The organism is Pseudomonas sp. M2 (assembly GCF_015751845.1).
Taxonomy (GTDB): domain Bacteria; phylum Pseudomonadota; class Gammaproteobacteria; order Pseudomonadales; family Pseudomonadaceae; genus Aquipseudomonas; species Aquipseudomonas putida_E.
In genome coordinates, this window is the sequence record NZ_JADOUD010000001.1 from 5,665,246 (window position 1) to 5,680,043 (window position 14,798).

Here is a 14,798-nt window from a genome sequence, read left to right on the forward strand (position 1 = left end):
GGCCCAGCCAACGTTCCAGCGTCACCGGGCCTATTTTTCCTGATGCAGCGAAGACCCAACATGCCTGAATCCCGCCCAGCCTCCCTCGCCCTCCCTGCCCTGCGCGGCACCCTGATCGCCGCTCTGGTGGCTCTCGCCGCCCCCGTGCATGCCCAAGAGCCGGCCAGCGATGCGCGCTGGGTCAGTGACAGCCTGAGCACCTATGTACGCAGCGGCCCTACCGACGGCCATCGCATCGTCGGCACACTCAAATCCGGACAGAAGCTGACCCTCATCGGCAGTCAGGGCAACTACAGCCAGGTGCGCGGGCAGAACGGTGACCTGGTGTGGATCCTCTCCAGCGACCTGCAATCGGTCCCGGGCCAGGGTGAGCGCTTGCCTGAACTTGACGCACAGGTAGCGCAGTTGTCCGGGCAGCTGAAAACCATCGACGACAGCTGGAAGAACCGCGTGCAGGGCATGCAGGAAACCCTCGACTCGCGCAAAAAGCTGGTCGACGAACTGCAAGCACGCAACCAGGCATTGAACGAACAGCTTGATCAGACCCAGTCGAACCTGCGCGACGCTCAGGCGCGCCTGGGCGATGAGAACAAACAAGTAATGATGCGTTACATGGTCTACGGCGGCAGCATTGCCGGCGCGGGCCTGCTGGCGGGGCTGATCCTGCCGGCGCTGACCCGTGGTCGCAAGAAGAACGACCGCTGGTTCTGAGGCTTGTCCGGCCAGGCAACGGGTTGCCAGTACCGGCCTGATCGCCGGCGAGCCGGCTCCATAAGCCCCAGAACGAGGTTCCTGAGCGGCGGGCTTGCCCGCGCCATTTACTGCCGCAACCGCTCCAGCGCCTGCAGTACGAACATCGTCGCCCGTTCGGTCTCGCCTTCCCGGCAGGCAATCCCCAGTTGCCGCCACAAGCCAGGGCGCAGCGGCCGGCGCGCAATGCGCCGGTCCAGTTCGGCCATCTCGCCTTCCTGGGGCAGCAAGGTAGCGCCATAACCGGCACCCACCAGGCTCTTGATCGCGTCGTTGTAGTTCAACTCGATCCGCGGCTCAGGATACAACCCGGCGGCAGCGAACCACTCTGCGGTCACCCGCGACAGTTGGGTGCTGCTGTCATTGAGAATCAGCGCTCGCTGCCCCAGCCAGGCCGGTGTAACCCTGGCCGGCGGCTGCCAGTCGGCCGGCACGTAGGCCAGGATCGGGTCGCGCCGCCAGGCGGTGACCTTGATGCCCTTGCCCGCCACCTGCGGCAAAGCCACCAGGCCGATATCCAGGGCGCCTTCGCGCAGCCGCAGCAGGGAAGCCTGGGAGGTCAGCACCTGCACCTGCACATCGATGCCTGGATGTGCCACCCGCAAGTGCTCCAATGCCTGGGGCAACAGGTGGGCAATGGCGCCGGTCGAGGCGCCCAGGCGCACCCGACCGGTCAGGCCTTCGACCTGGCGCCGCACTTCATCCAAGGCAAGGTCGGCATCGGCCAACAGCCGGCGGGCACGTACCAGCAGGGTTTCGCCGATGGCGGTGGGGCGCACCTGGTTGCGGTTGCGGGTCAACAGCGGCGCACCGACCCTCGCCTCGAGCTCGGCCACGTGCAGGCTGATGGTAGGCGGCGCCAGGTTGAGCTGGCGCGCAGCCTCGGCGAATGACCCCAGGTCGGTAATGACCACAAGGGTGCGGAGGCGATCGAGGCTGATTTCACGCATGGGGGTGGGCCGGTTCAGGGTACATTTCGTTCAGAAAATATGAACGTCTGCATCATGATATTCAAATTTTATTTACCAAGACGACAGGCGAGCATAGGCCATCTTCCTTTTGAACGGACCCGACCATGCGCACCCCTATTGTCTTCATCGACGGCGACCAAGGCACCACCGGCCTGCAGATCCATGCCCGCCTGCAAGGGCGCACCGATTTGCAACTGCTGACCCTGCCCGAGGCCGAACGCAAGGACCCGCAACGGCGCAGCGACGCTATCAACAGCGCTGACATCGCCCTGCTCTGCCTGCCCGACGCCGCCGCGCGCGAGGCCGTGGCGGCCATCCGCAACCCGGCGGTGCGGGTGATCGATGCGAGCTCCGCGCATCGCACCACCCCCGGCTGGGTCTACGGCCTGCCTGAACTGGACCCGCGGCAGGCCGAGCGCATTGCTTTGGCCAAGCGGGTCAGCAACCCCGGCTGCTACCCCACTGGCGCCATCGCCCTGCTGCGCCCGCTGGTGCAGGCTGGCCTGTTGCCCGCCGACTACCCGCTGAGCATCCATGCCATCTCCGGCTATTCCGGCGGTGGCCGTGCGGCGGTCGAGCGCCATGAGCAGCCCGGGGCGCAGCGGGCGCCCACCCTGCAGATGTACGGCCTGGAGCTGGCGCACAAGCATGTACCGGAAATCCAGCTGCATGCCGGCCTGGCAGCCCGGCCGATGTTCCTGCCTGGTTATGCGGCCTATCGTCAGGGCATCGTCCTGAGCATCCCGCTGCAATTGCGCCTGCTGCCAGGCCAGATCCGCGCCGAGCAATTGCAGGCATGCCTTGAACGGCACTACCAGGGCGCACGCCACGTGATGGTGTCCCCACTGCACCAGCAGGGGGCGGCCTCGCCGCTGGATCCTGAGGCATTGAACGACAGCAACGACCTGCGCCTGGCCCTGTACGCCAACCCCGAACACGGCCAGGTACTGCTCACGGCAGTATTCGACAACCTGGGCAAGGGCGCTTCGGGCGCGGCGGTGCAAAACCTCGAGCTGATGGTCGCAGCACCGCAGGCACACGGCTGACAGGTAAAAAGGGGTAGACTGTGCGCCCCGCATCAACCGGTGCGGGGCGATACAACAGCCGCCGGAGCCCGTCCACCGATGTTCATTCTGAGCCGCCTCGACAGCGTGCCGCCCGAATCCTTCCAGAACCAGATCCGTGAACTGGTGATCCACCATGTCGGCGAACTGAGCAGCGTCGCCATTCGTGCCGACAACCCGTTGTACCCTCTGTACCAATACGGCGTCGGCATGGAGGTGCATCAGTACCTGCAGGCCATGGACGGTACTCGCGGCCTTGCCGTGGAGCTGACCCTGGCACTGGACGCCGAAGCGCCGGACCAGATGCTCGGTTTCGCCCTTACATTACCGGCCCAGGACAATGCGCAGGCCTGTGCACTGGCCTTTCTCGCCGTGGTGCCCGGGCATCGCCGTCAAGGTATCGGCCGCGCCTTGCTGGCCGATGTGCAGGCACGCTTTGCCAGCGTCGAACTGAACGCCTTTGCCAACCAGGTGCCATGGTTCGAAGCGAGGGGCATGCAGGTGGTGGCCGCCAGTGGGCCGCAAGTGTTGATGAGCAGCACCGGCCAAGCCAGCGGCGCGCTGATCGGCCGCCTGGATATCGCGCCGATTTACCAGGCCACTGAAGTGCACCAGATTCATACCTACCTGCTCAATCAGCAGGGTGAAGATGCGATGATCGAAGCCGAGCAGCAGCGCGATGAGTGGCTGGATGAGCTGACGGAGCAGGCCCGCGCCTGTGTGAGGCAACGCAAGACGGTGCATTGACCGTGGGGGCCTGATCGCGGGCGCCCCCGCGATCAGGCCTGAACAAGCACTTGAGCTAGACCTGACTCACCGGAATATCTCCCCCACCCTTGCCATCGCGCCGCTCCCCAATCCAGTCACTGACCTGCTGGCCGAACTGCGCCGGTGCCTTGCGCCCGAAGCGCCGTGCCAGGTCGAGGATAGTCTGCTGCGCCAGGGCCTCTTCCATCCGCTTTTGCGCCCCCAGCATTACTGCATGGATCGCACAGGTGCCCTCGGTGGCCCAACCGGGCGGTGAGCCTTCGAACAGCGTGCAACGCTCGCGGATCTCGCGGCAGTCGAAGATCTTCTTCGGCCCGTCAATGGCATTGACGATGTCCAGCACGGTGATCTCGTCCGACGGCCGGGCCAGTCGAAAGCCCCCCCGCACGCCTTCGGTCGCTGCCACCAGTTTGGCCCGGGCCAATTTGGTGAATACCTTGGCCAGGTATTCCTGCGGCACCCCCTGCAACTGCGCCAGGTCGCGAACACTCGACTCGCGGGTGTCACCGCGCTCGTCCACCAGGTACAGCAGGCAATGGATGCCGTATTCAACGCCAGCACTGTAGAGCGACATATAAATCTCCGACCAAACTTGTCGCCAATATTACGCTTACCGGCGTGCAATGGCAAAGCCATGAAATGCCATTGGTCGCTAGTCGTGCTCCCTGAGAATACCTATCCAACCCTTTATTCATAAGTCTTTCAGCGCTCAGGGCGACTTCTCGGCCAAGGCTCGGCTGGGAAAAAGAGTTGCACGATAGAACTACGATCAATACAGTCGTAGTTGTTTCGCACAGACACACACCCGTCGAAGCCCCCCTTACCCACGGAGCATCCTCATGAAATCTAACGTTTTGATCATCGGTGCCGGCTTTGCCGGTGTATGGAGCGCTTTGAGCGCCGCCCGCCTGCTCGACCAGGCCCGGCGCGACGACCTGAGCATCAGCGTGCTGGCGCCCCAGCCTGAACTGCGTATCCGGCCACGCTTCTACGAAGCCGACGTGCATGGCATGAAGGCGCCAGTGGGTGAGCTGTTCGAAGCCGTGGGCGTGCAGTTCCTCGCAGGCCATGTGCAGACCATCGACGCCCAAGGACGCAGCGTGAGCTACACCGACGCAAGCGGCCTGCCCCAGCAGATCGCCTATGACCGCCTGATCCTGGCAGCCGGCAGCCAGGTGGCACGCCCGGCGATAGCAGGGGTGGCCGAACACACCTTTGACGTCGACCAGATGGAGTCGGCCGTGCGTCTCGAGCAGCACCTGGCGGGCCTGGCCGCCCTGCCCGCCTCACCGGCACGCAACACCGTGGTGGTTTGCGGCGGTGGTTTCACGGGCATCGAGACCGCTACTGAAATGCCTGCCCGCCTGCGTGCCGAACTCGGTGACGCTGCGGTGCGCGTGCTGGTGGTCGATCGAGGTGCCCAGGTTGGCGCCGCGCTGGGTAAGGGCATCACGCCGTCGATTGTCGCGGCTTGCGAACAGGCGGGCGTCGAGTGGTTGGCCGGCACCTCGGTGGTTGCCGTCGATGCCGGTGGCGTCACCTTGGACAACGGCGAGTATATCGCCAGCAAGACCATAATCTGGACCGTGGGCGTCAAGGCAAGCCCGCTGACCACCCAGGTAGCGGGCGAGCGCGACACCTTCGGCCGTCTGAAAGTAGACGACCACCTCAAGGTGGTTGGCCAGGCACACATCTACGCCACGGGTGACACCGCCTGGGCAGCCGTCGACGAACTGGGCAACCATGCGCTGATGACCTGCCAGCACGCCATCCCCATGGGCCGCTACGCAGGCAACAATGCCATGGCCGACCTGCTCGGCGAACAGCCGGTGGTGTATCGCCAACCCAAGTACGTCACCTGCCTGGACTTGGGCGGCTGGGGCGCGGCGTTCAGTGAAGGCTGGGAGCGCGAACTTAAATTGCAGGGCCAGGAAGGCAAGGCCCTCAAGCGCCAGATCAACAGCGTATGGATCTACCCGCCAGCCGCTGACCGTGCCTTGGCCCTGGCGGCCGCCGACCCATTGATTCCGATCGTTTGACGTAACTTCCTGACAGATCCGTCAATAAATGACGGATTTGTCAGCAGATGACGCTGCATTGAATGTCTGGTCAATAATGATGGCAATATGGCACTATTCTGAAAAACAATAATCAGAGGTGAGGCACATAACTATATTGCAGCACATTGAGCGCTTGGCATCGCCCCGGTGAACCGGGTGTGTGCCCATTTGCTTGATTGCGCACCACCGTCAAGGAACATTCCATGCAGTTACGGAATATGAAGATCGGCATTCGCGCTGCCAGCGTATTTGCCCTGTTGGGCGCCCTGGTTTTGGTCATGGGCCTTATCGCACTCTATGAAACCCGGCAGATGGACAAGGCCACGGACGAAATCCGGGTCACCTGGATGCCCGCCGTGGTCGCCCTCGGTGACATCAGTACCAACCTCGGCCGCGCCCGCGCCATCACCCTGCGCGCCGCGCTGGATGACAGCCCCACCGAGCGCATGCGCAACATCGAGTTGTTCAAAGGCATCAATGAACAACTCAACAACGGCCTGAAGGACTATGAAGCCACCATCATCGCCGCCGATGACCGTGCCCTGTTCAACACATTGATCGCCGCCCATCGACAGTACTTCGGCCTGCAGTCACAGGTACTCAAAGACATTGCCGCCGGCCGCATGGCCGAGGCCAAGCAGCAGATCAGCGGCCCGCTCACCCAGTACGCCGATACCATGATGAAAGCCCTGTCGGCCTTGATCACCTACAACAGCAAGGGGGCCGAACAAGCCTCGCAGCGCAGCAGTGACGTGGCCGACGAAGCCTTCGCAGCCATTATCGGCTCACTGCTGGTGATCATGATCGCCCTGGTGGCCATTGCCACCGTGCTTACCCGCAGCATCGTCGTGCCATTGGCAGATGCCGTGGCCGTGGCCGAACGTGTCGCCACCGGCGACCTGACCCAGGACATCACGGTTACCGGCCGCGATGAGCCGGCTTTGCTGCTGCGTGCCCTGAGCCGCATGCAGGCAAGCCTGCGCGATACCATTCGCAAAATTGCGGCCTCATCCGACCAGCTGGCCTCGGCTTCGGAAGAGCTGCACACGGTTACCGAAGATACCAGCCGTGGCCTGCACCAGCAGAGCGCGGAGATCGACCAGGCGGCCACGGCCGTCAACCAGATGACCGCCGCCGTAGAAGAAGTGGCGAACAACGCGGTGAGCACCGCCGATGCGTCCCAGGGCGCCGACCGCACCACACGCGATGGCCGCGAGCAAGTCAACCAGGCGCTGGCCTCGATCCAGCACCTGGTCGATGACGTTACCGGCACCTCTGCCGAAATCGAGCAGTTGGCCAGCAATGCCAACGAGATCAGCCGCGTGCTCGATGTGATTGGCGCGATTGCCGGCCAGACCAACCTGCTGGCCCTCAACGCCGCCATCGAAGCCGCACGTGCTGGTGAAGCGGGCCGCGGTTTTGCCGTGGTCGCCGATGAAGTGCGTGCCCTTGCCCACCGCACCCAACAGTCCACGGCAGAGATCGAACAGATGATTGCCGGGATTCAGAACGGTACCGAGCGGGCAGTGACGGCCATGCACAGCAGCCAGGGGCGTGCCACCGGTACGCTGGAAGTGGCACAGGGTGCCGGGCAGGCGCTGGAAGTGATTGCCGAGGCGATCGCTTCGATCAACCAGCGCAACCTGGTGATCGCCAGTGCATCGGAAGAACAGGCACAAGTGGCGCGGGAGGTGGACCGCAACCTGGTCAACATCCGCGACCTGGCGATGCAGACCTCGGCGGGCGCCAACCAGACCAGTGCGGCGGCGCAGGATTTGTCGCGCCTGGCGGTTGATTTGAACGGCATGGTCGCGCAGTTCAAAGTCTGATCTGAAACTGCTGGGGCCGCTTTGCGGCCCTTTCGCGACACAAGGCCGCTCCTACGCAAATGTTTGAGCTTTTGTGTCGCGAAAGGGCTGCAACGCAGCCCCCGGGCAACTACCCCTTGGCGCTGACAGCCCGCACAACCTTCTCGGCCTTGCCCCGCGTAGCCAGGCAGTAATACAACGGCACCGTCACGATCAAGCCGAACAGCCAGGACAAGTCCGCGCCCTCGACAATGTTCGAATAGGGCCCTACATAAAGCGACGTGTTGGCAAACGGCAACTGCACCAGAATCCCGCACGCATAGGCAATGATCGCGTGGGGGTTGAAGCGCCCGTAAATTCCGCCGTCAGCGCGGAAGATCGAAGCAATGTCGTATTCACCCTTCTTGATCAGGTAAAAGTCGATCAGGTTGATCGAAGCCCACGGCACCAGCACCAGCAACAGCGCCAGGATCAACCCGATGAAGTGGCCGATGAAGTCCGCCGAGGCATTCAGCGCAACCATCCCGCACGCCACCAGGATCACTGCAGCCAGCATTACCCGCACCTTGATGCTGGGCGTCCATTGGGCGAAGAAGGTCTGGATGGCGGTGACGATCGACAGCACCGCACCGTACAGGTTGAGGGCGTTGTGGCTGATGATGTTCAGCAGGAACAGCACCATCAGGATCGGGCCCAGCCAGCCGGTGGCCTGCTTGACCGCATCCATCGCGTCGGTGCCTTGGGGCACGCACAGCACCGCCACCGCACCAAAGCTGAAGCACAGGATGGTGCCCAGGGTGGCGCCGAAGTACGTGGCCCAGAACGGCTTGGCAATACCGACTTCCTTGGGCAGGTAACGCGAGTAGTCGGAGGTGTACGGCGAGAAACTGATCTGCCAGATGGTCCCCAGCGACACGGTGGCGATGAAGCCCGACAGGTTGAACGCGCCTCGGCTGAAGAAGTCGACGGGCAGTTCCTGGGTAAACATCATGATGAAACCGGCCAGCAATGCCGACCCCATCACCCAGGTGCCAATGCGGTTCAGGCTATGAATGAAGCGGTAGCCGATAACACCGATCGCCGTCGCGCTCAGGGCCCCGATGACGATCGCCGTGGGCATCGGCACGCTTGGGGCAATGCCGTGGATCGACTTGCCTGCCAGCACGATGTTGGAAATGAAGAAACCAACATAGATCAACGCCGTGAAGAACACGATCAGCAGGGCACCGTACCGGCCGAACTGGCCGCGGCTCTGCACCATCTGTGGGATGCCCAGTTGCGGTCCCTGTGCAGAGGCCAGGGCGATGACCACGCCCCCGATCAGGTGGCCCAGCACGATGGCGATCAGGCCCCACAGCAGGTTCAGGTTAAATACCTGGACCACCATGGCGCCGGTGACGATAGGCAGTGGCGCGATGTTGGTACTGAACCAGAGGGTGAACAGGTCGCGCGCCTTCCCATGGCGCTCGGCAGGTGGAACGTAATCGACCGTGTGATTCTCGACAAACTGGTGTTGCGATGACGGTTGGGACATGGTTTTCAGCTCGAAAGGTCGTTTTTATCTTTGTAAGGAAACCGCGTCTAGGCGGCCTCTCAGCTGCGGACCATATTATGGTATTCCAAGCTTTTGACAACACTGATTCGGTTTTAAAAACCCTTACTGATCCGGTTCAGCAGCCGAGGCCACGCCCTGATTATTTCAGCAAAGCCCCATTTCATGCGGCCTTGAGCCATTCATCATGTTTTTTACAGCACTAAAAATTCCGCTTGCAAAACGAGTATTACGGTATACCATCAGACACATCAACGATAAAAAGCGGCCCACCGCTACCCCCTTCGAGGTACACGCCATGATCGACGCAACCGTTTACAAGAACGTCTTGGGCTCCTTCCCCTCAGGCGTCACCGTCATCACCACCCTGGACGACGACGGCTCGATCGTCGGCCTTACCGCCAGCGCCTTTTCTTCCCTGTCGATGGACCCGCCGCTGGTGCTGTTCTGCCCCAACTACAGTTCCGATTCCTACCCTGTGCTGATCAAGAACAAGCGCTTTGCCATTCACCTGCTCTCCGGTGAACAGCAGGCTGAAGCCTACGCCTTCGCCAAAAAGGGCAAGGACAAGGCCGCCGGCATCGAGTGGACCCTGAGTGAACTGGGCAACCCGGTGCTGGCGGGGGCCACTGCGGTGATCGAATGCGAGTTGTGGCGGGAATATGAAGGTGGCGACCACGCGATAATGGTCGGCAAGGTGCACAACCTGATCGTTCCCGAGCAGGCCCCACGGCCGATGGTCTACTGCCGCGGCAAAATGGCCAGCCTGCCCGCCTTCGCCTGAGACGCCTAACGTTATTACTGACGCCTGGCACGCCAGGCGAGACTTTCAAGCTGCGAGGAATGCCCCATGAAATTTTCGTTGTTCGTACACATGGAACGTTGGGATGAACAGGTCAGCCACCGCCAGCTGTTCGAAGACCTCACCGAACTGACCCTGATGGCCGAAAACGGCGGTTTCAGCACCGTGTGGATCGGCGAACACCACGCCATGGAATACACCATTTCGCCAAGCCCGATGCCGCTGCTGGCCTACCTGGCGGCACGCACCGAGAAGATCCGCCTGGGCGCCGGCACCATCATTGCACCGTTCTGGAACCCGATCCGCGTGGCCGGCGAGTGCGCCCTGCTCGACGTGATCAGCAACGGCCGCATGGAAGTGGGCCTGGCCCGGGGCGCCTACCAGTTCGAGTTCGACCGCATGGCCAATGGCATGCCGGCCACCGACGGCGGCAAGGCCCTGCGCGAAATGGTCCCGGCGGTACGCAAGCTGTGGGAAGGCGACTACGCCCATGAAGGCGAAGTCTACAATTTCCCCACCTCCACCAGTGTGCCCAAGCCGGTGCAGCATGGCATGCCGCCGATGTGGATCGCTGCGCGCGACCCGGACTCACACAACTTTGCGGTGAAAAACGGTTGCAACGTGATGGTCACCCCGTTGATGAAGGGTGATGAAGAAGTACTGGACCTGAAAAACAAGTTCCAGGCTGCGCTGGACAACAACCCCGAGGTGCCGCGCCCGCAACTGATGGTGCTGCGCCACACCCACGTGCACAGCCCGTCGGAGCCCGATGGCTGGAAAGTCGGCGCCCAGGCCATTTCGCGCTTCTACCGCACCTTCGATGCCTGGTTTGGCAACAAGACGGTCCCGGTCAACGGCTTCCTGGAGCCAAGCCCCGAATCGAAGTTCGCCGAGGTGCCGGCCTTCGCGCTGGAGAACATCCGCAAGAACACCATGATCGGCACCCCGGAAGAAATCATCGCGCGCATCAAGTACTACCAGGAACTGGGCGTAGACGAGTTCAGCTTCTGGTGCGACAACAGCCTGCCCCACGCCGAGAAGAAGAAGTCGCTCGAGCTGTTCATCAAGGAAGTGGTGCCGGCGTTCGCCTGAATTCCCATTGCCTGAAAGCGTTGCGGGATCAGCCCGCTCCCGGGGGCCGTCATGGCCCTCGCGAGCGGGCGTTTTTTTAGCTGCAAGCTGCAAGCAAGGGCGTACGTGCTCGTCCGCGTGCTTGTGGCTTGGAGCTTGCCGCTTGTGGCTCGAGGCCTGCTCACGCCGCCTTTCGTCTCCTCATCAGAGAAATTTCCAGCGGCCTCTTGCACAACAAATATTATGGTATACCATCAGACAACAAGAGCTGATAACCCTCACCAGGAGCCCCTCATGAGTTTCGAAATCCGCAAGATCGTCACCTACTCCGAAGAGACCCGTATCGAAGGCGGCAAAGCCACCGACAAGCCGGTGACCATGGTCGGCCTGGCCGTGGTGATCAAGAACCCATGGGCCGGCCGCGGCTTCGTTGAAGACCTCAAGCCGGAAATCCGCGCCAATTGCTCCGAGCTGGGTGCGCTGATGGTCGAGCGCCTGACCGCTGCCATCGGTGGTGCCGACAAGATCGAAGCCTACGGTAAAGCTGCCGTGGTCGGCGCTGATGGCGAGATCGAGCACGCTTCGGCGGTGATCCACACCCTGCGCTTCGGCAACCATTACCGCGAAGCCGTACAAGCCAAGAGCTACCTGAGCTTCACCAACAAGCGTGGCGGCCCGGGCACCTCGATCCAGATCCCGATGATGCAAAAGGACGACGAAGGCCTGCGCTCGCACTACATCACCCTGGAAATGCAGATCGAAGACGCCCCGCGTGCCGACGAAATCGTCGTGGTACTGGGCGCTGCCGACGGCGGCCGCCTGCACCCGCGCATCGGCAACCGTTACATCGACCTGGAAGAACTGGCTGCCGAAAAAGCCAACGCTCAATAACAACAACCAAGACGGGCCGGGGCGTGGCGTGCTTACCCGCCGCGCCCGACCTTCAAGGAGCGCCCTCCATGATTCAGCCTGTCGCTGAACGTACACCGGCCGGGACCAGTTACCTGGCCCAAGGCCAGGGCCAACCCGTGGTGCTGATCCACGGCGTGGGCCTGAACAAGGAAATGTGGGGCGGGCAGTTCGTGGGCCTGGCCAACGACTACCGCGTCATTGCCTACGACATGCTCGGCCATGGCCAGAGCGCACTGCCTGCCGCCGACACCGGCCTGGAAGGCTACGCCGCCCAGCTGGCAGAACTGCTCGACCACCTGCAGATCGCCCAGGCGACCGTGATCGGCTTCTCCATGGGTGGCCTGGTCGCACGCGCCTTCGCCCTGAACTACCCGCAGCGTTTGTCTGCGCTGGTGGTACTCAACAGCGTGTTCAATCGCAGCCCGGAACAGAGCGCCGGCGTCATCGCACGCGCGGCCCAGGCTGCCCAGCAAGGCCCCGACGCCAACGTCGACGCCGCGCTCGACCGCTGGTTCAGCCGGGAATACAAGGCAGCCAACCCGGCGCAGGTCGCCGCGATTCGCCAGGTACTGGCGAGCAACGACCCGCAGGGTTACCACACCACTTACTCGCTGTTCGCCACCCAGGACATGTACCGCGCTGGTGACCTGGGCAGCATTCAGGTGCCGACACTGATCGCCACCGGCGAACTCGACTCGGGCTCCACCCCGGCCATGACCCGCCAGCTCGCTGCCAGCATTCCTGGCGCGCAAAGTGTGGTCCTCGCCGAGCAACGGCATATGATGCCGGTGGAGGCACCCCGTGAAGTCAACAAGATGCTTCTGGATTTCCTCAGCCAAGCCCGCACCCTCACCGAATCCGCCAAGGGGATTGTTGCATGACCCTCGTTCGTTTCCAGATGTGCATCGACGGCCAATGGCTCGATGCCCAGAGCGGCAAGACCTTCGACAGCCTCAACCCGGCCACCGCCCAGGCCTGGGCGCAACTGCCCGACGCTGATGAAGCCGATGTGGAGCTGGCCGTCCAGGCCGCCCAGCGTGCGTTCGACAGCAAAGCCTGGCGCAGCATCACCGCCACTGCGCGGGGCAAACTGCTGCGCAAGCTGGGTGACCTGATTGCCGAGAACAAAGAACATTTGGCTCAGCTGGAAAGCCGTGACAACGGTAAGCTGATCCGCGAAACCCGTGGCCAGGTCGGTTACCTGCCGGAGTTCTTCCATTACACCGCGGGCCTGGCAGACAAACTCGAAGGCGGCACCCTGCCGCTGGACAAGCCGGACCTGTTCGCCTACACCGTGCACGAACCAATCGGCGTGGTGGCCGGGATCATCCCGTGGAACAGCCCGCTGTACCTCACCGCGATCAAGCTGGCGCCAGCCCTGGCCGCCGGCAACACCATCGTGCTCAAGCCTTCCGAGCATGCCTCGGCGACCATCCTCGAGCTGGCCCGCCTGGCCCTGGAAGCTGGCTTCCCGCCGGGCGTGGTCAACGTGGTCACCGGCTACGGCCCAAGCACCGGCGCTGCGCTGACCCGCCACCCGCTGGTGCGCAAGATCGCCTTCACCGGCGGCGCCGCCACCGCTCGCCACGTGGTGCGCAGCAGTGCCGAAAACTTCGCCAAACTGTCGCTGGAGCTGGGCGGCAAGTCGCCGAACATCATTTTCGCCGACGCCGACCTGGACAGTGCCATCAACGGCGCTGTGGCCGGCATCTATGCCGCCTCCGGGCAAAGCTGCGTGGCAGGTTCACGTTTGCTGGTACAGGACGAGATCTTCGACGCGTTCGTTGCCCGCCTGATCGAGCGGGCCAAGCGCATCCGCATCGGCAACCCCCAGGACGAAGCCAGCGAAATGGGCCCGATGGCCACCGCCCAGCAGTTGGCCGTGGTCGAAGGCCTGGTTGCTGCGGCCAAGGCTGAAGGCGCCAAGTTGCACATGGGTGGCAAGCGTGCCGAAGTCGAGGGCGAAGGCTGGTACTACGAGCCGACGCTGTTCGAGTGCGACAGCAACTCGATGACCATCATGCAGGAAGAAGTGTTCGGCCCGGTCGCTGCGGTCATCCGCTTCAAGACCGAGGAACAGGCCCTGGCCATTGCCAACGACTCGCAGTTCGGCCTCGCTGCCGGCATCTGGACCCGCGACCTGGGCCGTGCCCACCGCCTGGCCCGTGACGTGCGTTCGGGGATCATCTGGGTCAACACATACCGCGCAGTGTCGGCCATGGCACCGATCGGCGGCTTCAAGAACAGCGGCTACGGCCGTGAAAGCGGCATCGATTCGGTGCTGGCCTATACCGAGCTGAAGACCGTGTGGATCAACCTGTCCACCGCGCCGATGCCCGACCCGTTTGTGATGCGCTAAGAGGTAATACACGATGATCGAACCAGGCATCTACAAAGACGTGATGGGCTCCTTCCCGTCCGGGGTTACGGTGGTCACCACCCTGGACGCCGACGGCGCCATTGTCGGCATCACCGCCAGCGCGTTCAGTGCGCTGTCGATAGACCCGGCGCTGGTGTTGTTCTGCCCCAACTACGCCTCTGATACTTACCCGATCCTGCGGGACAGCAAGCAGTTCGCGATCCACCTGCTGTCCGCCGAGCAGACCGCCGAGGCCTATGCCTTCGCTGGCAAAGGCAAGGACAAGGCCAAGGGCATCGAGTGGCACCTCAGCGAGCTGGGCAACCCGCTGCTGGCCAAGGCCACGGCGATCATCGAGTGCGAGTTGTGGCGCGAATACGACGGCGGTGATCACGCGATCATCGTCGGCGCGGTGAAAAACCTGGTGCTGCCCGCTGACCCGGTGACCCCGATGGTCTATCACAGAGGCAAACTGGGCGCCCTGCCGCCGCTGGGCTGATGCCCTTGGGGCTGCTGCGCAGCCCGATCGCCGGCAAGCCGGCTCCCACAGGGTCTCCACTGTGATGAAAGCCTGTGCTGTACCTGTGGGAGCCGGCTTGCCGGCGATTGGGCTGCGCAGCAGCCCCGATACTTCTTTTTCAGGGGCCGCGCGACCCTCTCACCCTTGGTTGCGGCCCCTCT

The 14,798-nt window shown here is 63.0% G+C and carries 14 protein-coding genes; 11 read left to right on the forward strand and 3 right to left on the reverse strand.

The annotated features are described in order from the left end of the window. The first annotated feature begins 60 nt into the window (after positions 1-60). Positions 61-711, forward strand: coding sequence for a TIGR04211 family SH3 domain-containing protein (locus IWW33_RS26200; protein WP_115275050.1), 651 nt, complete (start codon positions 61-63; stop codon positions 709-711). Between the two features lie 107 nt (positions 712-818). On the opposite strand, the gene IWW33_RS26205 is transcribed toward IWW33_RS26200, so the two are convergent. After that, positions 819-1,700 carry a LysR family transcriptional regulator gene (locus tag IWW33_RS26205; RefSeq protein WP_119688923.1) on the reverse strand — a complete coding sequence of 294 codons (882 nt, stop codon included), beginning with the start codon at positions 1,698-1,700 and terminating at the stop codon, positions 819-821. Positions 1,701-1,825: 125 nt separating this feature from the next. Here IWW33_RS26205 and argC point away from each other — a divergent pair, with 125 nt between their 5' ends. Then, positions 1,826-2,767 (forward strand): N-acetyl-gamma-glutamyl-phosphate reductase, encoded by a 942-nt coding sequence (gene argC, locus IWW33_RS26210; protein WP_115275051.1) that lies wholly within the window; start codon positions 1,826-1,828, stop codon positions 2,765-2,767. Between the two features lie 78 nt (positions 2,768-2,845). Next, positions 2,846-3,532 carry a GNAT family N-acetyltransferase gene (locus IWW33_RS26215; protein ID WP_115275052.1) on the forward strand — a complete coding sequence of 229 codons (687 nt, stop codon included), beginning with the start codon at positions 2,846-2,848 and terminating at the stop codon, positions 3,530-3,532. 55 nt (positions 3,533-3,587) lie between these two features. On the opposite strand, the gene IWW33_RS26220 is transcribed toward IWW33_RS26215, so the two are convergent. After that, entirely contained in the window at positions 3,588-4,127 is a 540-nt protein-coding gene (locus tag IWW33_RS26220; protein ID WP_046785462.1) for an Rrf2 family transcriptional regulator, read from the reverse strand. Between the two features lie 265 nt (positions 4,128-4,392). On the opposite strand from IWW33_RS26220, the gene IWW33_RS26225 reads away from it, so the two are divergent. Beyond that, complete coding sequence (locus IWW33_RS26225) at positions 4,393-5,592, forward strand: NAD(P)/FAD-dependent oxidoreductase (protein ID WP_174141482.1); 1,200 nt, start codon at positions 4,393-4,395, stop codon at positions 5,590-5,592. Between the two features lie 224 nt (positions 5,593-5,816). Further along, positions 5,817-7,442 carry a methyl-accepting chemotaxis protein gene (locus tag IWW33_RS26230; protein WP_174141481.1) on the forward strand — a complete coding sequence of 542 codons (1,626 nt, stop codon included), beginning with the start codon at positions 5,817-5,819 and terminating at the stop codon, positions 7,440-7,442. A 109-nt stretch (positions 7,443-7,551) separates the two neighbouring features. Here the strand turns inward: IWW33_RS26230 and IWW33_RS26235 are convergent, their stop codons facing one another. Then, positions 7,552-8,955, reverse strand: a complete 1,404-nt coding sequence (locus tag IWW33_RS26235; RefSeq protein WP_119688920.1) for a cytosine permease — start codon at positions 8,953-8,955, stop codon at positions 7,552-7,554. A 316-nt stretch (positions 8,956-9,271) separates the two neighbouring features. On the opposite strand from IWW33_RS26235, the gene IWW33_RS26240 reads away from it, so the two are divergent. From IWW33_RS26240 to IWW33_RS26265, 6 genes are all read left to right on the forward strand, one after another. Continuing rightward, on the forward strand, positions 9,272-9,757 hold the full coding sequence (locus IWW33_RS26240; RefSeq protein WP_012314149.1) for a flavin reductase family protein: 486 nt from the start codon (positions 9,272-9,274) through the stop codon (positions 9,755-9,757). Between the two features lie 66 nt (positions 9,758-9,823). Further along, complete coding sequence (locus tag IWW33_RS26245; RefSeq protein WP_125923019.1) at positions 9,824-10,867, forward strand: LLM class flavin-dependent oxidoreductase; 1,044 nt, start codon at positions 9,824-9,826, stop codon at positions 10,865-10,867. 273 nt (positions 10,868-11,140) lie between these two features. Next, a complete protein-coding gene (locus tag IWW33_RS26250) occupies positions 11,141-11,737 on the forward strand; it encodes an amino acid synthesis family protein (RefSeq protein ID WP_003256068.1) in 597 nt (198 codons plus the stop codon). A 68-nt stretch (positions 11,738-11,805) separates the two neighbouring features. Beyond that, entirely contained in the window at positions 11,806-12,639 is an 834-nt protein-coding gene (locus IWW33_RS26255; protein ID WP_046785467.1) for an alpha/beta fold hydrolase, read from the forward strand. Further along, on the forward strand, positions 12,636-14,117 hold the full coding sequence (locus tag IWW33_RS26260) for an aldehyde dehydrogenase (protein WP_115275057.1): 1,482 nt from the start codon (positions 12,636-12,638) through the stop codon (positions 14,115-14,117). The genes IWW33_RS26255 and IWW33_RS26260 overlap by 4 nt, the downstream gene beginning before the upstream one ends. Positions 14,118-14,130: 13 nt before the next feature. Beyond that, positions 14,131-14,616, forward strand: a complete 486-nt coding sequence (locus IWW33_RS26265) for a flavin reductase family protein (RefSeq protein WP_039605333.1) — start codon at positions 14,131-14,133, stop codon at positions 14,614-14,616. Positions 14,617-14,798: the final 182 nt, after the last annotated feature.